General features: G+C 66.1%; 17 protein-coding genes. 4 read left to right on the top strand and 13 right to left on the bottom strand.

Translation table 11 applies throughout. The features are described from left to right. Window positions 1–64: 64 nt before the first annotated feature. The gene (gene folE / locus CGK74_RS08180; RefSeq protein WP_094268011.1) at window positions 65–694 is read left to right on the top strand and encodes a GTP cyclohydrolase I FolE; all 630 of its coding nucleotides are present in this window, start codon (window positions 65–67) and stop codon (window positions 692–694) included. 36 nt (window positions 695–730) lie between these two features. Here folE and CGK74_RS08175 read toward each other — a convergent pair whose 3' ends face one another. The 4 genes from CGK74_RS08175 to CGK74_RS08160 all read right to left on the bottom strand — a co-directional run bounded on the left by CGK74_RS08175 (window position 731) and on the right by CGK74_RS08160 (window position 4004). Further along, window positions 731–1060 carry a DUF3301 domain-containing protein gene (locus tag CGK74_RS08175; RefSeq protein ID WP_094268010.1) on the bottom strand — a complete coding sequence of 110 codons (330 nt, stop codon included), beginning with the start codon at window positions 1058–1060 and terminating at the stop codon, window positions 731–733. 15 nt (window positions 1061–1075) lie between these two features. Further along, the gene (locus CGK74_RS08170; protein WP_094268009.1) at window positions 1076–2656 is read right to left on the bottom strand and encodes an inorganic phosphate transporter; all 1581 of its coding nucleotides are present in this window, start codon (window positions 2654–2656) and stop codon (window positions 1076–1078) included. Window positions 2657–2796: 140 nt separating this feature from the next. Further along, window positions 2797–3162, bottom strand: coding sequence for a nucleotide pyrophosphohydrolase (locus tag CGK74_RS08165; RefSeq protein ID WP_094268008.1), 366 nt, complete (start codon window positions 3160–3162; stop codon window positions 2797–2799). After that, window positions 3159–4004 (bottom strand): 23S rRNA (adenine(2030)-N(6))-methyltransferase RlmJ, encoded by an 846-nt coding sequence (locus CGK74_RS08160; protein WP_094268007.1) that lies wholly within the window; start codon window positions 4002–4004, stop codon window positions 3159–3161. The genes CGK74_RS08165 and CGK74_RS08160 overlap by 4 nt, the downstream gene beginning before the upstream one ends. Window positions 4005–4179: 175 nt before the next feature. Between CGK74_RS08160 and CGK74_RS08155 the strand changes: the two genes are divergently transcribed. Next, window positions 4180–4734 (top strand): gamma carbonic anhydrase family protein, encoded by a 555-nt coding sequence (locus tag CGK74_RS08155; RefSeq protein ID WP_094268006.1) that lies wholly within the window; start codon window positions 4180–4182, stop codon window positions 4732–4734. Here the strand turns inward: CGK74_RS08155 and CGK74_RS08150 are convergent. After that, window positions 4674–5600, bottom strand: coding sequence for a DMT family transporter (locus tag CGK74_RS08150; RefSeq protein ID WP_094268005.1), 927 nt, complete (start codon window positions 5598–5600; stop codon window positions 4674–4676). The two genes, CGK74_RS08155 and CGK74_RS08150, sit on opposite strands and share 61 nt — an antisense overlap. 224 nt (window positions 5601–5824) lie before the next feature. Between CGK74_RS08150 and CGK74_RS08145 the strand changes: the two genes are divergently transcribed. Then, entirely contained in the window at window positions 5825–6559 is a 735-nt protein-coding gene (locus CGK74_RS08145) for an SIMPL domain-containing protein (protein WP_094268004.1), read from the top strand. 92 nt (window positions 6560–6651) lie between these two features. Further along, window positions 6652–7227 (top strand): C40 family peptidase, encoded by a 576-nt coding sequence (locus CGK74_RS08140; protein ID WP_094268003.1) that lies wholly within the window; start codon window positions 6652–6654, stop codon window positions 7225–7227. A 47-nt stretch (window positions 7228–7274) separates the two neighbouring features. Here CGK74_RS08140 and ftsB read toward each other — a convergent pair whose 3' ends face one another. From ftsB to CGK74_RS08100, 8 genes are all read right to left on the bottom strand, one after another. Further along, a complete protein-coding gene (ftsB, locus tag CGK74_RS08135; protein WP_094268002.1) occupies window positions 7275–7547 on the bottom strand; it encodes a cell division protein FtsB in 273 nt (90 codons plus the stop codon). A gap of 88 nt (window positions 7548–7635) precedes the next feature. Beyond that, the gene (eno, locus tag CGK74_RS08130) at window positions 7636–8919 is read right to left on the bottom strand and encodes a phosphopyruvate hydratase (RefSeq protein ID WP_094268001.1); all 1284 of its coding nucleotides are present in this window, start codon (window positions 8917–8919) and stop codon (window positions 7636–7638) included. 35 nt (window positions 8920–8954) lie between these two features. Further along, window positions 8955–9794: a 3-deoxy-8-phosphooctulonate synthase gene (gene kdsA, locus CGK74_RS08125; protein WP_094268000.1), complete on the bottom strand. Its 840-nt coding sequence runs from the start codon at window positions 9792–9794 to the stop codon at window positions 8955–8957. A gap of 11 nt (window positions 9795–9805) precedes the next feature. Further along, window positions 9806–11443 carry a CTP synthase gene (locus CGK74_RS08120; RefSeq protein ID WP_094267999.1) on the bottom strand — a complete coding sequence of 546 codons (1638 nt, stop codon included), beginning with the start codon at window positions 11441–11443 and terminating at the stop codon, window positions 9806–9808. A 126-nt stretch (window positions 11444–11569) separates the two neighbouring features. After that, the gene (locus CGK74_RS08115; protein ID WP_094267998.1) at window positions 11570–16387 is read right to left on the bottom strand and encodes an NAD-glutamate dehydrogenase; all 4818 of its coding nucleotides are present in this window, start codon (window positions 16385–16387) and stop codon (window positions 11570–11572) included. Between the two features lie 271 nt (window positions 16388–16658). Further along, the gene (locus CGK74_RS08110) at window positions 16659–17201 is read right to left on the bottom strand and encodes a hydrolase (RefSeq protein ID WP_094267997.1); all 543 of its coding nucleotides are present in this window, start codon (window positions 17199–17201) and stop codon (window positions 16659–16661) included. 10 nt (window positions 17202–17211) lie between these two features. Continuing rightward, the gene (locus tag CGK74_RS08105) at window positions 17212–19200 is read right to left on the bottom strand and encodes an acetoacetate--CoA ligase (RefSeq protein WP_094267996.1); all 1989 of its coding nucleotides are present in this window, start codon (window positions 19198–19200) and stop codon (window positions 17212–17214) included. An 81-nt stretch (window positions 19201–19281) separates the two neighbouring features. After that, window positions 19282–19701, bottom strand: a complete 420-nt coding sequence (locus tag CGK74_RS08100; RefSeq protein WP_094267995.1) for an acyl-CoA thioesterase — start codon at window positions 19699–19701, stop codon at window positions 19282–19284. Between the last annotated feature and the right edge of the window lie 3 nt (window positions 19702–19704).

The raw sequence follows: 19704 nt of genomic DNA, 5'->3' as shown, positions 1-19704 counted from the left end.
CCGCGGCCGCACGATCCGCGTATCATGTCGTCCCCGTTTGCGCCGACGCGCGTGGAGCAGCGCCATGTCCAGACACGACCACGATCACTCCGCCCTGCCCCACCCGCGCAGCGTCGGCATCGCCCGCACGGGCAGCTTCGACGCCCCGGCCTTCGAGCGCGCCATTGGCGACCTGCTGCGCGCCTGCGGCGTCGACGCGGACACCTCGCACACGGGCCGCACCGCGCAACGCGTACGCGAATTGTGGCAGAAGCGCCTGCTGGGCGGCTACGACCTCGACCCCGCCGAGGTGCTCGGAGACGGCTTCGAGGACGAGCGCCGCGACATGGTCGTGGTGCGCGGCATCGCGGTGCACGGGGTCTGCCCGCACCACCTGGTGCCCTTCCGCGGTGTGGCGCACGTCGCCTACCTGCCAGGCGGACGCTTGCACGGCTTCGGTCGCATCGCGCGGCTGGTCGATGCGATCGGCCACCGCTTCACCTACCAGGAATGGATGACGCGGGACATCGCCGACGCGCTGATGCAGCACGGCAAGGCCGCCGGCGCGGCCTGCATCATCGAGGCGGAACAGCTGTGCCTGCTGCTGGGTGAGGACAGGCGCGGCGACGAGCGTGTCGTGACGCAGGCTTTCAGCGGTGAATTCGAACGCTCCGCACAGGCCCGCAACGAATTCCTGCGCGCCATCTCGGGTTGAGGCCGCAAGCCGCGCCGCCGGTGAAGCGACCGGCGTTCAGAACAGGCTGACGACCCGCGCCCTGTGCTCGGCAAGATCCACGAGCACCACCTCACGCCCCTCGATCACCACCGCGCCGCGGTAGCGGTCGTTGCCCGTCAGCGAGTACTCGAAGTCGAATCCACGGCGCAGCACCATGTGCCCCCGCTCATCACGCGCCAGCTTAATGCCGTGGCCAACCACCGTCTCATCGAGAAACTGCAGCCCTTCACGCTGACAGGCGCGCCGCGCCGCCTCCAGGCCTGCCTCGCGCGCCTTCAGGCTGTCGAACCAGAACCAGACGATGCCGCCGAGCACCAGCACCGTAAGCAGTTCGACGAAGGTCATCGGAAATACCGACGTTCAGGGCAGCATCATGCCGCGGATGGTAAAGAACAGCATCGCCGCCATCAGTGCGGAGGCCGGCACGGTGATGACCCACGCTGCAGCGATCCGCATCAGCTGAGAGCGCTTCACCAGTTCGCGGCGATACACCTTGCGCAGGCCCTTGCGCTCGGTCTTGGAGAAATGCGCGGGGTCCTCGGCCTTCTTGGAGCGCTCCTTCAGGTCGCGCAGCATCTCGCCCTTCTCGTCGATCGAGGCCTTCTCGAAGCGTGCGATGAAGGCCTCGATCGCAGCAAGGTCGCCTTCCGGATGATGGGCCTTGATCTCGGCCACCATGCGGTCGTAGTTGCTCTTCAGGTACTCACGCAGGAAGCCGACGCCAAATACGCCACCTACCGCGATGTGCGTCGAACTGACCGGCAGGCCGAACTGGCTCGCGACGATCACCGTCAGCGTGGCCGCCATCGCGATGCAATAGGCACGCATCTGGTCGAGTTCGGTGATCTCCGAACCCACGGTGCGGATCACCTTGGGTCCGAACAGCGCCAGGCCGAGCGAAATGCCAAGCGCGCCGACCATCATGACCCAGGTCGGGATGGGCGCCGACTTGTTCACCACGCCGGCATGGGTCACCACATCGACAATGGCTGCCAGCGGTCCAACCGCATTTGCGACATCGTTCGAACCGTGGGCAAAGCTCAGCAGCGCCGCGGCGAAGATCAGCGGCACGGTGAACAGGCGATTGACGCTCTGCTTCGTGTTCGCCAGCAGGGTGCCGCGCGCGCTCACTGCGCGCCTCACCAGCAGATAGACCACCACGGCAGCCACCAGGCCGTACAGCACCGCCGACCCGAAACCGACTTTCCACACGCGGTTCAGACCCTTCAGGATCAGGTAGGTACCGAAGGTCCAGGCCATCAGCGCCACCAGCAGCGGCACCATCTTGCGCGCAGCCGCAGCCATATCGGCCTGGTAGGTGATGCTGCGCTTGACGAGATAGAGGAAGGCCGCGGCAATCACGCCGCCGAGCACCGGAGAAACGACCCAGCTGGCCGCGATGCCGGCCATGGTCGCCCAATCCACGATGGCGGGTCCCGCCGCCGCCATGCCGGCGCCGAGCACGGCACCGACAATAGAGTGCGTCGTCGATACCGGCGCACCGACCGCGGTGGCGATGTTGAGCCACAACGCACCGGCCAGCAGCGCCGCCAGCATGATCCACACAAAGGTGTCGGAGTCGGGGATCAGGTCGGGATTGATGATGCCGTTGCGGATAGTGCCCACCACCTCGCCACCGGCGATCAGCGCGCCCGCGGCCTCGAACACCGCAGCGATGACCAGCGCCCCCGCCAGGCTAAGCGCCTTGGAACCCACCGCCGGACCAACGTTGTTGGCAACGTCGTTGGCGCCGATGTTCATGGCCATGTAGCCGCCGACCATCGCCGCCATGACGAGGATCATCCCGCCCTCGCCGCTGCCGCGCATGGCGGCGTAGAACATCACGCCGACAATGAAGAGAAGGCCGACGCCGAGGCGAAGCATTTCACCCCGACCGTGATGCGTTGCACGTTCGATTTCGCTGATGTGCTGCAGGTCCACGTCAAGTGTCCCGAAAGATACAAAGGCGCTATTGTTTCAGAAAATTGACGCGCCCCCAATCGGCTTGATGCACGGTTCGCCCGAACTTGCGCTGCGTCGCAGCATTGGTGCAACACCATCCATGCAGCCCCACAGAGCGATCAGAGACGGTCGTACTTGTCGGATCGGCCACGGGCGCGGTCCACCGGGTAGCGCTCGGCATTGATCAACAGCTTGCGCTGCGCCGCGGCGACAAGATCGACGTCCAGCACATCAGCCAGTCGGACGAGATACAGCAGCACGTCCGCCAGCTCCAGCGCCACGGCATCGCGGACTTCAGGGGCGAGGTCTGCGGACTGCTCGGCCGTCAGCCACTGGAAATGCTCGATCACTTCGCCCGCCTCGCCGGACAACGCCATGGCAAGGTTCTTGGGCGTGTGGAACTGCTCCCAGTCGCGCTCGGCGGCAAAGCCCCGCAAGGCATCGCGCAAGACGTCGAGCGTGTCGGGCTGCCTTGGCTGGTTCATTCGATGTGGTGCTCCAAGTCGAAGCCAGCCGCCTCGTCGACGCCCAGCGTCTCCACCAGCCAGGACATCATCGCCTCGAGCCGTTCCGGCAGCACCCAAGGCGGATTGACGATGAACATGCCACTGCCGAACATGCCGAAGCCGTCGCGCGGCGGCTGGCGCACCGCGAGGCGCACATCCAGCCAACTGTCGGCACCGATTTCTGCGAGTCGGGCCGGCAGCGCGCGCGCCTCGGGGCGCGCCAACAGCGGGTACCACACGGCATAGGTGCCGGTCGGGAAACGGCGCAGCGCGTCCTTCAGGCAATCGACCACGCGCCGGTAGTCTTCCTTGAGTTCGTAAGGCGGGTCGATCAGGACCACGGCGCGCCGCGACGGCGGCGGCAGCAGGCTCTTGAGCGCCGCGAAGCCATCGGCCTTGCGGCACTGCACACGCTCTGTCTCGCTGGCAAAGGTGCGCTCGAGCGACTCGAAGTCGACCGGGTGCAGTTCGAACAGGCGCAGGCGGTCCTGCGCGCGCGCTGCGGTCATCGCCAGCGCGGGCGATCCGGGGTAGAACAACAAGCGGCCATGCGGGTTGAACTGCGCAACGGCCGCACGGTAGGCGGCAAGCGGCTCGGGCAGGTCGTCGCGGTCCCACAGCCGGGCAATGCCGTCCACGTATTCTGCGGTCTTGCCCGCCTGCTCGCTGTCGAGTGCATAACAGCCGCCACCGGCGTGGGTGTCGATGTAATGCCAGGGTTTGTCCTTGCGATTGAAATAGGACAGCAGTTCGAGCAGGACGGCGTGTTTCAGGACGTCGGCATGATTGCCGGCATGGAAGGCGTGACGATAGCTGAGCATGGGTTTTTCCGGTTGCGGCCCGAATGCTAGCACCGCCCTCGGGCCCTGCGCCAAATCCTTCGTCAGATCAGCCACATCGCCGCACCTGCCGCGGTTTGCACCACGGTTCGCACTTGCTATGATGCGCCCCCCGAAAGCCGGCTCGCGCCGGCACGCATAGACAGCGAGAACAAGCATGAGCATCTACGCCCTGGGCGATCGCACGCCGCGCTTCGGCGAAGGGTCCTGGGTCGCGCACAACGCGACGGTCATCGGCGCGGTCGACGCCGGCAGCGACGTCAGCATCTGGTACAACGTCGTGATCCGCGGCGACAACGACCCGATCACCATCGGCGACGGCACCAACATCCAGGACGGATCGGTGCTGCATAACGACAAGGGCGTTCCGCTGACGATCGGCAAGCACGTGACGGTGGGCCACATGGCGATGCTGCACGGCTGCACCATCGGCGATGGCAGCCTCATCGGCATCAATGCGGTCATCCTCAACAAGGCCGTGATCGGCAAGAACTGCATCATCGGCGCCAACGCGCTGATCCCGGAGGGGAAGGTGATTCCGGACCGCTCGCTGGTGGTCGGCTCCCCCGGTCGCGTGATCCGCGAACTGTCCGATGCCGAGATCGAGCATCTGAAGTGGAACGCGAGCCACTACGTGGACAATGCCCGCCTCTACTCCACCGAGCTGCGCGCCGTCGACCCCGCGACCGTGCTCGGCAAGACGTCCGCCTGAGCGGTCCCGCGCGCACCGGCGCGCGTGAGCCAGACGACGGCACCCAGGATGATGGCGCCGCCGACGATCTGCAGCAGCGAAAAGGGCTCGTTGAGGAAGAACGCCGCCAGGGCGATCGTGACGACGGGCTCGAGCGTGGACAAGGTGGATGCGTCAGCCCCACCCAGGTTTCGGATACCGACGAAAAGACCGAGCATCGCCACAACAGTGCAGATGACCGCGATCGCGAAGATCGCCGTCCATGCAGACACACTCGCCGGAAAGGCGGGCTGCTTTGACAGCACGAGAGCGGCAAACACCGCCGCCGCCCCGATCATGACCACCGTCGCGGCTGCGAGCGGGTCCTCCTGCGCCAGCACACGGCTGCCAACGAGGATATACACCGAGTAGATCAACGCGGCAGCCACGCCCAGCATCACGCCTGCCGCCTCGCCTGCCAGCCCGCCGCCCAGCGTGAGCGCCGTGCCGAGCAAGGCCGCCAGAACCGCGACAATCCTGCCGAGCCCCAGCGGTTGACCGAGAAACAGTGCCCCAAGCACCGTCACGATGAAAGGGTGGAGGTAGAGCAGCAAGGCCACGAGCCCGGCCGAGGCGTGATTGAGCGCCGAGAAGAAGCTCATCGACTGACCGACATAGAGCACGCCGCCCATGGCGAGCAGCAGCACCAGGTTACGCCCGCGCGGCCAACGCCGGCGCATTACCAGCATGAAGGCCGTCATTAGCAAGGCGGCAATCCCAAAACGCAGGAACAGCACCGCTATCACTTCCGCGCCGCCAGCGTATGCATAGCGGGCGAAGATCGCCATCGAGCCAAACGCGGTAGCGGAAAGGGCAACGCACGCGGCGCCGAATAGACGGGGACTCATTGCACGGCCGGAAAAAGCTCGTCAGCATGCCGCGGACTCGCAGTGCGGTCAATCGTGCGCACGGGAACCGGTGGCTCCCGACGCGCGGGGCCGCCATCGGGCCGCAATCCGCGCTTACAGCCGATGCGCCCGGCCGGACCCGAACTGCGGTATATCTCGAACCGGAAACAACGCAACGCAGGCGAGTCTTGCCTGCAGCCCCTCGCAATCCCAGGAGCCCTCGCATGTCACTTCGATTCTGGCGTCGTACCGCACTCAACACCGCATTTGCTTCCGGCCTGGCCGCTGCCGTCACCGTCATGCCGGCCCAGGCCGCCACGCCCGACACGCCCGCGACGTCAGAACGCCCCACGATCGACTTTTCCACCGAGGCGCGCCTGCCCGCGCCCAACGATCTCGGCGTTGCCACCCTTTACGCCGAAAGCAGTGGCCGCGATGCCGCCGCGCTCGCCAACGACATCAACAAGCGCATCGGCAAGGCGCTCGAGCTGGCGCGCGGCTTCGCCAGCGTCAAGGCGCAATCCGGTGGCGTGTCGACCTGGCCGGTGTATGGCAAGGAGGGTCAGGGGCGGATCGAATCGTGGCGGATGCGCTCGGAGATCCGCATCGAAAGCCGTGACCTGCCCGCCCTGTCCGAGTTGATCGGCAAGTTGCAGGAGAACCTTGCGCTGTCGCACGTGGCGATGCAGCCCGCACCGGAAACCCGGCAGAAGGCCGAGGAAGAGGCGACGGTGATCGCGATCCGCAATTTCGAGCAGCGCGCCGGCCTCATCGCAGGAACGCTCGGCAAGCGCTATCGGATTGCCCACCTGTCCATCGGCGCCCAGGGCTACCAGCCGCCGATGCCAGTGCGGATGAAAGCGGCGTCGGCCATGATGGCCGAGGCCGCGGCACCACTGGAAGGCGGTGAAAGCGAGGTCGGCGTGAGCATCAGCGGACGCATCGAACTGCTGGACTGAGGCTGCGGCACAAGCCTGCGGGGTGACATATGCCGCGGATCGGTGCGAATGAAGGGTGGACGCTCGCGCAACGCTGAACTATCTTTGCGCGCATGAGTACCTTGCCGCGATCCCCCGACGCCCCGGCGCCGCATACGCGCCCCGCGGTCCTTGCCGCGCTGGCGCTGTCGATTGCCGTGCTGGCTGGCTGCAGCTCGACCCCCGCCCCCATTGCGCGTCCGGTTGCCGAACCCCCGGTCACGCCGTCGCGTGGCGGAACAACCTACTTCTCGCTCGAAGACGAGTCGCACGCCCGCGAAATGGTGCTCTTCGCACTCGGCCTGCTCGACACCGGCTATCGCTTCGGCGGTCGCAACCCCGAGGCCGGCCTGGATTGCAGCGGCATGGTGGCGTGGATCGTGGAGAACATAAGCGGCAAGCGTCTGCCGCACAATGCCGCGCAGATCGCGGATCGCACGCGGCCGATACAGCTCAGCCAGCTGCAGCCCGGCGACCTGGTGTTCTTCAACACCATGAAACGCCGCCATTCGCACATGGGCATCTACATCGGTGATGGGCGCTTCGTGCATGCTCCCTCCACGCGGGGCAGCGTGCGTGTGGAAAGGCTGGACAACAGCTACTTCGCTCCGCGTATCGACGGCGCGCGCACCCTCGTCGCATCGAGCTGAGCGGGGCCGGAACGCCAGCCCGTTCCGGGGCGATGAATTCGCCCCCCTTACTTCTGCGGCACCTGCACGTAGATCTCGTCCGGCCGCGTCAGACCAAGCTCGAAGCGCGCCCGCTCCTCGATCGCCTCGTTGCCCGACTTGAGATCGCGCACTTCCGCCTCGAGGCCGGCGTTGCGCTGCTCCAGACGCAGGTTCTCGGCGCGCTGTTCATGCAGTTGTCGATCGACTTCCCAAACGCGCAACCAGCCGCCCTTACCCACCCAGAGCGGGTACTGCAGCAGCACGACGAGTGCGAGAAGGATCAGGATAGGCCAGCGCATGGTCGGTAAACAGTAGGCGCATGCACGACAAAGGCCGGCGGATTGCCCGCCGGCCTCGCACGTGCTTCAGCTCAGGTCAGAAACGCGTTCAACGCAGGTTGTAGAACGCGCGCTTGCCCGGGTAGACGGCGGTGTCGCCCAGGTCTTCCTCGATGCGCAGCAGCTGGTTGTACTTCGAGATGCGGTCCGAACGCGACAGCGAGCCCGTCTTGATCTGCATGGCACGCAGGCCGACGGCGATGTCGGCGATGGTCGAGTCATCAGTCTCGCCCGAACGGTGCGAGATCACCGCCGTGTAGCCCGCCAGCTTGGCCATCTCGACCGCGGCGAAGGTCTCGGTCAGGGTGCCGATCTGGTTGATCTTGATGAGGATCGAGTTGGCCACGCCCTGCTCGATGCCCTGCTCCAGAATCCTGGTGTTGGTCACGAAGAGGTCGTCACCGACGAGCTGGACCTTCTTGCCCAGACGCTCGGTCAGCAGCTTCCAACCGGCCCAGTCGCCCTCGGCCATCGCGTCCTCGATCGAAACGATCGGGAACTTGTCGCACAGGGTCTCGAGATAGTCGGTGAAGCCTTCAGCAGTCAGCGACAGGCCTTCGCCCTTCAGTTCGTACTTGCCGTTCTTGTAGAACTCGGAGGCAGCGCAGTCCAGCGCCAGCAGCACGTCCTGGCCAGGCACGTAACCGGCAGCGACGATGGCTTCCTGGATCAGGTTCAGTGCTTCCTCGGTGCCCGACACGTTGGGGGCGAAGCCGCCTTCGTCACCGACAGTGGTCGGGTAGCCCTTGGCATCGACGATCTTCTTCAGGTGCTGGAAGATCTCGGCGCCGCAGCGCAGAGCTTCGCGGAAGCTGGTCATCGAGACCGGCATGATCATGCATTCCTGGATGTCCAGGCTGTTGTTGGCGTGCTCGCCGCCGTTGATGACGTTCATCATCGGCACCGGCATCACCATCGGGCTGGAACCGCCGAAGTAGCGGTACAGCGGCAGGCCGGCCTCTTCGGCGGCGGCCTTGGCCACGGCCATCGACACCGCCAGCATGGCGTTGGCACCCAGGCGCGACTTGTTCTCCGTGCCGTCGAGCTCGATCAGGGTGCGATCGATGAAGGCCTGCTCCTCGGCGTCGAGACCGATGATCGCTTCGGCGATCTCGGTGTTCACGTTCTCGACCGCGCGCAGCACGCCCTTGCCGAGGAAGCGCGACTTGTCGCCGTCACGCAGCTCGATCGCCTCGCGCGAACCGGTGGAGGCGCCCGAGGGCACCGCCGCGCGGCCCATCACGCCGGATTCCAGCAGCACGTCGGCTTCGACGGTGGGGTTGCCGCGGGAGTCGAGAATCTCGCGGGCGATCACATCAACGATTGCACTCATGTGTAGTCCTGTTGCAGTTACGGATGGTTCGAATCTCAGAGCGTGGTCTCAAGGAAACCCTGACGCTTCACCAGCGCGTCGATGTCCTTGAGGGTCGTCAGCAGCGCCTTCATCTTCGGCAGCGGCCAGGCATTGGGGCCGTCGGACAGCGCCTTGGCGGGGTCGGGATGGGTCTCCATGAAGAGGCCCGCAACACCCACGGCGACCGCAGCGCGCGCCAGCACCGGCACGAACTCGCGCTGGCCGCCCGATGCGGTGCCCTGCCCGCCCGGTAGTTGCACCGAGTGCGTGGCGTCGAACACGACGGGGCAGCCGGTGTCGCGCATGATCGCCAGCGAACGCATGTCGGAGACGAGGTTGTTGTAGCCGAAGGACGCGCCGCGCTCGCACACCATGATGGTGTCCGCACCGCCGTTGGCTTCCTTCGCCTTGTCGGCGACGTTCTTCATGTCGCCCGGGGCGAGAAACTGGCCCTTCTTGATGTTCACCGGCTTGCCGCTGGCCGCCACTGCGTGGATGAAGTCGGTCTGGCGGCACAGGAAGGCCGGGGTCTGCAGGACGTCGACCACCGACGCCACGACCGGGATCTCCTCGATCGTGTGAACGTCGGTCAGGACCGGCAGGCCGAGCTGCTTCTTGACCGCCTCGAGCATCCTGAGGCCGGCGTCCATGCCGTGGCCGCGGAAGCTCTTGCCCGAGCTGCGGTTGGCCTTATCGTAGGACGCCTTGAAGATGTAGTGAATGCCCAGCTCGCCACAGATTTCCTTCATCTGGCCGGCGATGTCCAGGCACATCTGCTCGGATTCGGCCACACAGGGGCCGGAGATCAGGAAGATCGGCTTGTCGAGACCGACCTCAAAACCGCAGAGGTTCATGCTTCGCTCCTTCAGGCCGAGGCCTGCTTGCGCGCGATCGCCGCCTTCACATAGGCCGTGAACAGCGGATGGCCCTTGCGCGGATTGGAGGTGAACTCGGGATGGAACTGGCAGCCGACGAACCACGGATGGACGTCGGCGGGCAGCTCGACCATCTCGCACAGATCGGTAACCGGCGCGCGACCCGACACCACGAGGCCCTTGGCTTCGAGCTTGGCCAGCAGGGTGTTGTTGACCTCGTAGCGGTGACGGTGACGCTCCATGATCTCGGCCGCGCCGTAGATGTCGCGCGCCAGCGTGCCGTCCTTCAACTGGCAGACCTGGCCGCCGAGGCGCATGGTGCCGCCCAGGTCCGACTCCTCGGTGCGCTTCTCGATCTTGCCGCTACGGTCCTTCCACTCGGTGATGAGGCCGATCACAGGATACTTGGTGTCGCGCTCGAACTCGGTCGAGTGCGCGCCCTCCATGCCGGCCACGTCACGCGCGAATTCCACCACCGCGAGCTGCATGCCCAGGCAGATGCCCAGGTAGGGCACCTTGTTCTCGCGCGCATAGCGGATCGCCGCGATCTTGCCTTCGGTGCCGCGCTTGCCGAAGCCGCCGGGCACCAGGATGGCGTCCATGGCCTGCAGCACGCCGCAGCCGTCGCGCTCGATATCCTCGGAGTCGATGTAGTGGATCTTGACCTTCGACTCGGTGTGCATGCCGGCGTGGTTGAGCGCCTCGATCAGCGACTTGTACGACTCGGTGAGGTCGACGTACTTGCCGACGAAGCCGACGTTCACCGTCTGCTTCGGATTCTCCAGCGCGTGGATCAGCTTCTCCCACACCGACAGATCGGCCGCGCGGGCGAGGATGTCGAGCTTGTGGCAGACGATCTGGTCCAGCATCTGGTCATGCAGCTGGCCGGGAATCTTGTAGATCGAGTCGGCGTCCAGGCACTCGATGACCGCTTCGGGCATCACATTGCAGAACAGCGCGATCTTGCGCCGCTCGTCGACCGGGATCGAGCGGTCGGCGCGGCACAGCAGGATGTCGGGCTGGATGCCGATCTCGCGCAGCTCCTTGACCGAATGCTGGGTCGGCTTGGTCTTGAGCTCGCCGGCGGTCGGAATGTAGGGCAGCAGCGTGAGGTGGATGAAGCAGGTGCCGTTACGGCCTTCCTCGAAGCCCATCTGGCGGATGGCTTCCAGGAAGGGCAGCGACTCGATGTCGCCTACCGTGCCGCCCACCTCGACGATCGCCACGTCGGCGCCCTCAGCGCCGCGCTTGACGTAGGCCTTGATCTCGTCGGTGATGTGCGGGATGACCTGCACGGTCTTGCCCAGGTACTCGCCGCGGCGCTCCTTCTTCAGCACCGACTCGTAGATCTGGCCGGTGGTGAAGTTGTTGCGCTTGCTCATCTTGGCGCTGGTGAAGCGCTCGTAATGGCCGAGGTCGAGGTCGGTTTCCGCACCGTCTTCGGTCACGAAGACTTCGCCGTGCTGGAACGGGCTCATCGTGCCCGGATCGACGTTGATGTAGGGGTCGAGCTTGAGGTGCGTGACCTTGATGCCACGGGACTCGAGAATGGCCCCCAATGAGGCCGCGGCGATGCCTTTGCCCAGGGAGGACACGACACCGCCGGTAACGAAGACGTATTTGGTCATGGGAACTGTGCTGCGGGAAAGCGCGATGATAACCGATCAGCCCGACCGAAGTCAGCAGGCGACGATCGGGCTACCCGGAAGGCGCCCGCTGCAGGCGCGCCCCCGGGACGGCAGACGGAGCCGGATTCAGCCCATACCGCGCAACTCGCGCAGCAGGACCGAAACCATCGCCATATCGATCGTCTGGGCCATACGGACATCAGCGAGCAACTGGCGGTAGCGTTCGAGCCGGACCGACTGGCGCGCCAGCCAGGCCGACAGCACCGTCGCCGCGTCATCGTCCTGCGGCGACAGCGACAAGGCGTTGGCGGTGAGCGTGCGCGCCAGCCCCGACAGGTCGCCCCGCAGCGCGCCCCTGGCCAGCACCTGCCAGCGGGTATCCGCCGGCAGCGCGGACACCTGTCGCCCCAGCCAGTGCAGCTCGAGTTCTCCGCCGAGACCGAAATACACCCGCGCCGCCAGGGTCTCGGCCCGCTGCGTCTCCACCGCCACCTCGACCAGATCGAGCGCCGAATACAACTCGTCCAGCGCCGCCACGCGCCCGGCGAGCGCCTGCGGCACGCCCTGCTCCACCCGCCGCGCCACTGCCTCGTCGAGCTCGGTGCGATAGGCTAGCGCGACGAAATCCGCCAGGCCCGACGCCAGCGTGGCCACCCCGGGCGAGAAGTGCGCCAGCGTGCCCTGCAGGTCGCCCAGCCACTCGGGATGACGCAGGAACCACAGCGTACCGCGCTGCACCAGGCGATCGCATTCGGCGATCAGCTCGATCTGCACGGCGTTGTCCACCTGGTTGTCCAACGCCTCGATCGCGCGCCAGATCTCGACCAGGCCGAAGACCTCGCGCGTCGCCATGTAGGCCCGCACAACGTCGGGCGCCGGCACACCCAGTTCGGCCTTGAGGCGGCTGACGAAGGTCGGGCCGACGCGGTTGATCATGCTGTTGATGACATGGGTGGAGATGATCTCGCGCCGCAGCGGATGCTGGCCGATCTGCGCCGCGAAGCGATCGCGCAGCTGCGCCGGGAAGTAACGCTCGAGCGCGGTGCGGAGGTAGGGATCCTCCGGTACGTCCGACGCCAGCACCTCGTCGTAGAGCTCGATCTTGCTGTAGGCCAGCAGCACTGCCAGCTCCGGGTTGGTCAGGCCGATGCGCGCCGCCTTGCGCTCGGCCAGTTCCTCGTCCCGCGGCAGGAACTCGAGCTTGCGATTGAGCCGTCCCGCATGGCTCAGGCGCCGCATGAACTCCGCCTGCTCGTCGAGCAGCGCGACACCGCGCGAGCGCGTCACTGACAGAATCTGCGTCTGTGCATAGTTGTCGCGCAGCACCAGGGCCGCCACCTCGTCCGTCATGTCGGCCAGCAGCTGGTTGCGCTGCTTCAGCGTCAGTTCCCCTTCAGCCACCACGCCGTTGAGCAGGATCTTGATGTTGACCTCGTGATCCGAGCAATCGACGCCCCCTGAGTTGTCGATGGCGTCGGTGTTGACGCGCCCGCCCTTGAGCGCGAACTCGATACGGCCGAGCTGGGTAGCACCGAGGTTGCCCCCCTCGCCCAGCACTTTGCAGCGCAACGCACCGCCGTTGACCCGCACCGCGTCGTTGGCCCTGTCACCCACCGCGGCATCGGCCTCGACGGCGGCCTTGATGTAGGTACCGATGCCGCCGTTGTAGAGCAGATCGACCGGCGCGGTGAGGATGGCGCGGATCAGCTCGGCCGGCGCCAGCGCCTCGGCCTCGATCTCGAGCAGCGCGCGCACCTGCGGGGACAGCGGGATCGACTTGGCGCTGCGCGGCCACACACCGCCCCCTTCGGAGATCAGCGTCCTGTCGTAGTCGTCCCAGCTCGAGCGTGGCAGCGCGAAGAGTCGCGCACGCTCTTGCCATGACCGTGCCGGATCGGGGTCGGGGTCGATGAAGACGTGTCGGTGGTCGAAGGCCGCCACCAGACGGATCTGCCGGGACAGCAGCATGCCGTTGCCGAACACGTCGCCCGACATGTCTCCAACACCGGCGACGGTGAAGGGCTCGCTCTGGATGTCCGTGCCGATTTCACGGAAGTGACGCTTGACCGCCTCCCACGCGCCGCGCGCGGTAATGCCCATCTTCTTGTGGTCGTAGCCCACCGAACCGCCCGAGGCGAAGGCGTCGCCCAGCCAGAAACCGTACTCGGCCGAAATCGCGTTCGCGTAGTCCGAGAAGGTCGCCGTGCCCTTGTCCGCGGCCACCACCAGATAGGGATCATCCTCGTCGTGGCGCACGACCTCGGGCGGCGGCACGACCCGGCCCTGCACCAGGTTATCGGTCAGGTCCAGCAGGCCGCGCAGGAAGGTCTGGTAGCACGCCACGCCCTCGGCCAGCAGGGCCTCGCGCCCGCCCTCGAGCGGCGGGTTCTTGACCACGAAACCGCCTTTGGAACCGACCGGCACGATCACGGCGTTCTTGACGATCTGTGCCTTCACCAGCCCCAGCACCTCGGTGCGGAAATCCTCCATGCGATCGGACCAGCGCAAGCCGCCGCGCGCCACCTTTCCGCCGCGCAAGTGCACACCCTCGATGCGCGGCGAATAGACGAAGATCTCGAACATCGGCAGCGGCTGCGGCAGGTTCGGGATGCGCGACGGCGCAAGCTTGAACGACAGCCAGGGCTTGGGCGAGCCATCGGCCGCACGCTGGAAGGCATTGGTGCGCAGCGTAGCCTGAATCATCGCCAGGAACTGGCGCAGGATACGGTCCTCGTCCAGGTTCGCGACGCTGTTGAGCCCGGCCTCGATCGCGGCCGTCAGCTCGACGCAGTGCACCTCGCGGCCAGCCTCGAGCGCCGGATCGAAGCGCGTGCGGAACAGCGCGTACAACTGGCGTGCAAGCTGAGGGTAACTCGCCAGTGTCTGTTCCATGTAGGTCTGGCTGAAGGTGAAGGCGGCCTGACGCATATGTTTAGCGTACGCGCGCAACACGCTGGTCTCGCGCCACGACAGGCCGGCGAGCAGCACCAGGCGGTTGAAGTCGTCATTCTCGACCTCGCCGCGCCATACGCGGCGGAAGGTGTCGTGGAACAGCGGCCGGATGTCGTGGATGTTCAGCGTTTCGGCACCGGCAAAAGCCAGTCCGAAGTCATGCAGCCACACCACGCTGCCATCCTGGCGCACGATGTCCGAAGGATGCTCGTCGATCACCCTGACGCCCATGCGCTCGAGCATCGGCAGGCTCTGCGACAGCGGCACCGGCGAGCCGAGGCGATAGATGCGGAAGTTGAGCCGCCCGGCGGGCGCCTCGAGCGGGCGATAGAGGTTCATGCCGAGGTCGTCCGCCCCCGAAAGCGCCTCCATCTGCTCGATGTCGAATACGGCCATGCGCGCCGGGTAATCCTCGCGGTAGCCGGCCGGAAAGCCGCTGCCGTAACGGCGCAGCAGGGCAAGGCCGCGTTCCTCGCCACATTGCTCGACCAGGATCTGCTGCAGGTCGTCTTCCCAGCGCCGCGCGGCGCGGATCAGGCGCTGTTCCAGCTCCCTGACGTCGAAGGGCGGAATCACCGAGTCCCGCGTACGCACGATGATCAGGATGCGGGCCAGCGCCGAGTCGGAGAACTGCACGTCGAACTCCGAAGCCGCACCGTCGAACGCCTCCATCAGCACCGCCTGCATGCGCTTGCGCTGGTCGGTGTTGTAGTGCTCGCGCGGGACGTAGATCAGGCAGGAGACGAAACGGGCAAAGGGATCGCAGCGCACGAACAGCCGGGTGCGCAGACGTTCGCCCAGCCGAAGGATGCCCATCGCCTGGGTGAAAAGTTCGTCGGTGGTGATCTGGAACAGCTCGTCGCGCGGATAGCGCTCGAGGATCGTGAGCAAGGTCTTGGCCGCATGCCCGCCGGGCAGGAAACCGGCACGCTCGATCACCGCGGCGACCTTGCTGCGCAGCAGGGGAATCTGCATCGGCGGCGTGCCATAGGCGGTGGAGGCCAGCAGGCCGATGACCCGGCGCTCTCCGGTAACGCGGCCCTCCGCATCGAAGGTCTTGATACCGAGGAAGTCGAGATAGCCCGGCCGATGCACCGTGGAGCGCGTATTGGACTTGGTGACCGTCAGCACGCCGGGCAGATGGGCCCGGGCCTTGAGTTGCGGGGGCAGCGCCGCGAAGGAACGCGACTGCCCATCCTCCCCTTCGCCCCGCAGCAGTCCGAGCCCGGAACCGGGCACGATGCGCAGCTCGTCGCCCTCCTCGCAAGCCACCAGCTGGTAGTCGCGGGCACCGAGCAGCACGAAGTTGTCCGCCGCCAGCCATTGCAGGAAATCACGCGCCTCGGCGGTTTCCGCGGCGTCGATCGTCGCCGGCACCGAATCGAGCGCGGCCACGACGGCCTGCACGCGTTCCCGCATCGCGGGCCAGTCCGACACCGCCGCGCGCACGTCCGACAGCACGTGCTCAAGCCCCTGCTGCAGCGCGTGCAGGTCGGCCGGATCGGTGCGGCGGTCGACCTGCAGGTGCATCACCGACTCATGACGCGCGTCTCCATCGGCCGTGTCGGCCATGCGCAGCAAGCGTCCATCGCCGTCGCGGACCAGCTTCAGCACCGGATGAATGATCAGGTGCAGCATCAGCCCCTGGCGGTTGACCTCCATCGTCACGGAGTCGACGAGGAAAGGCATGTCGTCGCCGACGATCTCGATCACCGTGTGCGCGCATTCCCAGCCGTTTTCGTCGAGCCTGGGGTTGAACACGCGCACCGCACTGGCCGCGCTGCGGCGGGCGATGAAGTGCCACTGGCTCAGAACCGCGCCGTAGAGATCGGCCACCGACAGCAGTTCGAGGTCGTCCGGATCGACCTGCGCAAGGAAGCGCACCGCAAACTCGGCGACGGCCCTGGCTTCGTCCGCAGACAAACGCGCAGCGATCTGCTCGACCACCGCATCGACCTGCACGGCCAGCCGGTTCTGTTCCCTTTTCTCCATCTCGCCCCCCCTGCAGTTGATCAGGACACGGCAAGGCGCACGGCACACTCCGACGGTCGGCGTGTCGGAAAACCCATGTCGCGTCGCCGTGGAACAAGATTCAAGGCTAGGCGCACAGGCGCAATAACGGAACCCACGTTTTCCCTAGGTGGCGCAGCCCGGCATCACTACCCACCTTGCGCCGCCGCCACGCGGATCGGTATCGCATGAGCAAAAAACGCGGAGCCGGACAAACGCCCGGCCCCGCGATGCAGATTGACGACGCTTCCGGCTAACGGATGAAGTCGCGATTCACCTCGCGGAACAGGTCCGTCCCGCCGCGCTGCAGCCACTCGAAGGCCACCATCTCGCGCGACACGATCTCGATGCCGTGGCCACGCATGCGTTCGAAAGCCAGGTCACGATTGGCGGGGTCGCGCGAGCCCGAAGCGTCAGCGACGACAAACACCTGCTTGCCCGCCCAGCGCAGATCGAGCGCGGTCTGCTGCACGCACACATGCGCCTCGGTACCGCACACGATAACCTGCGGACGGCGCTCGACCTCGGTACCCTTCAGGCAACCATCCGCCTGCGCCGAGAAGCACTGCTTGCCGACGTAGCGCGCGTCCGGCGTGACCGCACGCACCGAATCCAGCGTGCCGCCGATCTTCTCGGGGAAATGCTCGGTCACGACGACCGGCACGCCGACGCGCGCCGCCACCTGCGCCAGCCACGCGCAGTTGGCAGACACTTTCTCGTTGTCGTGGATGAAGGGCGCGAGCTTCGCCTGCACATCGACGATCAGCAGCACCGAGTTGTCACGGTTCATCAACATGGTGTCCTCCTCAGTCCGCCAGTTCGGCGCGGTCGCGGAAATGCGCCAGCGCCTCGGGGTTGGCCAGCGCCTCCTGGTTCTTCACCGGGCGGCCGTGCACCACGTTGCGCACCGCCAGTTCGACGATCTTGCCGCTCTTGGTGCGCGGAATGTCGGCCACCTGCAGCACCTTGGCCGGCACGTGGCGCGGCGTAGTGTTGTCACGGATGGTCTGCCTGATCCGCTTGACCAGATCGTCGTCGAGGCTCAGCCCTTCGCGCAGTTTCACGAACAGGACCACGCGCACGTCATTCGGGTTCTGCGGCGGCCAGTCCTGGCCGATCACCAGGCTCTCGACCACTTCGTGCAGTTTCTCGACCTGGCGGTAGATCTCGGCGGTGCCGATGCGTACCCCGCCCGGGTTGAGCGTGGCGTCCGAGCGGCCGTAGATGACCAGCCCGCCATGCGCGGTGATCTCGCAGAAGTCGCCATGACACCAGACGTTGTCGAAGCGCTCGAAGTAGGCGGCGTGGTACTTGCTGCCGTCGGTATCGTTCCAGAAGCCGATCGGCATCACCGGGAAGGGCTTGGTGCACACCAACTCGCCCTTCTCGCCGCGCACCGGACGGCCATCGTCGTCCCATACGTCCACCGCCATCCCCAGGCCGCGGCACTGGATTTCGCCGCGCCAAACCGGCAGCACCGGGCTGCCGAGCACGAAGCAGGAGATGATGTCGGTGCCACCCGAGATGGACGACAACTGCAGGTCGGCCTTGATGTCGCGATAGACGTAGTCGAAACCTTCGGACACCAGCGGGCTCCCGGTGCTCATCATCGCGCGCACGGAGCTGAGCTTGTGCGTCTCGCGCGGCCTGAGGCCGAACTTGGCGCAGGCGTCGATGAACTTGGCCGAGGTGCCGAAGTGGGTCATGCCTTCGGCGTCCGCGTAGTCGAAGATGATGTGGTTGTCGCCGGCAAAGGGCGAGCCGTCGTAGAGCAGCAGCGTGGCGCCGGCGGCCAGCCCCGACACCAGCCAGTTCCACATCATCCAACCGCAGGTGGTGAAGTAATAGACGCGGTCGCCCGGCTTCACGTCGCCATGCAGGCGGTGCTCTTTCAGGTGCTGCAGCAGCGCGCCACCGGCGCAATGCACGATGCACTTGGGCACGCCGGTGGTGCCCGACGAGTACATGATGTAGAGCGGATGGTCGAAGGGCAGCTGCGCGAACGCGATGTCGTCGATGTGAGCGAAGGGCTTGACGAAATCGGCATACAGGCGGGCATGCGGCACGTGCGACAGGTCGTGCGCCTGATGCACATAGGGCACGACGACCACGCGCTTGACCGAGGGCAGCTGGCCGACGATCTCGCCGAGCTTGTCGAGGACGTCGATGGTCTTGCCACCGTAGTAGTAACCATCGCAGGCCACCAGCACCTTGGGCTCGGTCTGGCCGAAGCGGTCGAGCACGCCCTGCACGCCGAAATCCGGCGAAGCCGAGGTGAAGATGGCGCCGAGGCTCGCCGCCGCCAGCATGGCAACGAGCGTCTCGGGCATGTTGGGCATGTACGCGGCCACGCGATCGCCGGCGACCACGCCCTGCTCCTTGAGCGCCGCGGCGAAGTGGGCAACGGCTCGATACAGCTCGCCGTGGCTCATGCGGTTCTTGACCCGGTCCTCGCCCCAGAACACAACCGCGTCGGACGCATCGCGCGAGCGCAGCAGGTTCTGCGCGAAGTTGAGCCGCGCGTCCGGGAACCACTTCGCTCCCGGCATCCTGTCGCCATCGACCAGCACGCGATCGCCGCGCGTACCGATGACGCCGTCGCGCATGCCATCGCCCTCCCACACGCTCACCCAGAACTGCTCGGGGTGCGCCACCGACCAGGCATACAGCGCGTCGTAGTCGGGCAGCGCGACGCCCCAGCGCTGCTCCGCCGCCAGGCGGAAGGCGGTGACGTTGGCCGAGGCGATTCGCTCGGCGGAAGGCGCCCACAAAGGCGCGTTATCAGAAAGATTCACGATGTCTCCTCACCATCAATCGAAGGTTCTGTATGTGGATGCGGGGCTGCAGTCTTGTTGTTATTGCCCGCGACGACCGGCTCAGCCGGCCGCGTTGTCGAACAGCGCGCGAACGGCATCGGGCAATGGCGCCGACTTGCCCGAACGCATGTCCATCCATACCGTCTTCGCCGCTCCTTCGGCATAGAGCTTGTCATCGCCCTCGACGAACAGCTCGTACCACGTCATCACGCTCGTGCGCCCGGGCTCACCCGCGTACATCTTGATCACGACGGTCGCAGGATAATTCACCGGGGACAGGAAGGTGCAGCTGGCATTGATGATCACCGGCCCGGTCGGCTCTTCCGGGCTGACGCGGAAGCCCATCTGCTCGAGCCATTCGCAGCGGGCCTGCTCGAAGTAGCGGAAGTACACCGTGTTGTTGACGTGGCCGTAGGCGTCCATGTCGCCCCAGCGCACCGCCATGCGCGTGGTGTGGATGAGTTTTGCCCCTTCTTTCATGCG

Source organism: Thauera propionica, assembly GCF_002245655.1.
Taxonomy (GTDB): Bacteria; Pseudomonadota; Gammaproteobacteria; order Burkholderiales; family Rhodocyclaceae; genus Thauera; species Thauera propionica.
The sequence above is the reverse complement of the archived record's forward strand: the minus strand, read 5'-3'. Positions and strand labels throughout refer to the sequence as shown.

Coding starts and splice junctions, on each gene's coding strand:
- folE (WP_094268011.1), top strand. CDS start 65: ATGTCCAGACACGACCACGATCACTCCGCCCTGCCCCACCCGCGCAGC.
- CGK74_RS08175 (WP_094268010.1), bottom strand. CDS start 1,060: ATGACCTTCGTCGAACTGCTTACGGTGCTGGTGCTCGGCGGCATCGTC.
- CGK74_RS08165 (WP_094268008.1), bottom strand. CDS start 3,162: ATGAACCAGCCAAGGCAGCCCGACACGCTCGACGTCTTGCGCGATGCC.
- CGK74_RS08160 (WP_094268007.1), bottom strand. CDS start 4,004: ATGCTCAGCTATCGTCACGCCTTCCATGCCGGCAATCATGCCGACGTC.
- CGK74_RS08155 (WP_094268006.1), top strand. CDS start 4,180: ATGAGCATCTACGCCCTGGGCGATCGCACGCCGCGCTTCGGCGAAGGG.
- CGK74_RS08150 (WP_094268005.1), bottom strand. CDS start 5,600: ATGAGTCCCCGTCTATTCGGCGCCGCGTGCGTTGCCCTTTCCGCTACC.
- CGK74_RS08145 (WP_094268004.1), top strand. CDS start 5,825: ATGTCACTTCGATTCTGGCGTCGTACCGCACTCAACACCGCATTTGCT.
- CGK74_RS08140 (WP_094268003.1), top strand. CDS start 6,652: ATGAGTACCTTGCCGCGATCCCCCGACGCCCCGGCGCCGCATACGCGC.
- ftsB (WP_094268002.1), bottom strand. CDS start 7,547: ATGCGCTGGCCTATCCTGATCCTTCTCGCACTCGTCGTGCTGCTGCAG.
- eno (WP_094268001.1), bottom strand. CDS start 8,919: ATGAGTGCAATCGTTGATGTGATCGCCCGCGAGATTCTCGACTCCCGC.
- kdsA (WP_094268000.1), bottom strand. CDS start 9,794: ATGAACCTCTGCGGTTTTGAGGTCGGTCTCGACAAGCCGATCTTCCTG.
- CGK74_RS08120 (WP_094267999.1), bottom strand. CDS start 11,443: ATGACCAAATACGTCTTCGTTACCGGCGGTGTCGTGTCCTCCCTGGGC.
- CGK74_RS08115 (WP_094267998.1), bottom strand. CDS start 16,387: ATGGAGAAAAGGGAACAGAACCGGCTGGCCGTGCAGGTCGATGCGGTG.
- CGK74_RS08110 (WP_094267997.1), bottom strand. CDS start 17,201: ATGTTGATGAACCGTGACAACTCGGTGCTGCTGATCGTCGATGTGCAG.
- CGK74_RS08100 (WP_094267995.1), bottom strand. CDS start 19,701: ATGAAAGAAGGGGCAAAACTCATCCACACCACGCGCATGGCGGTGCGC.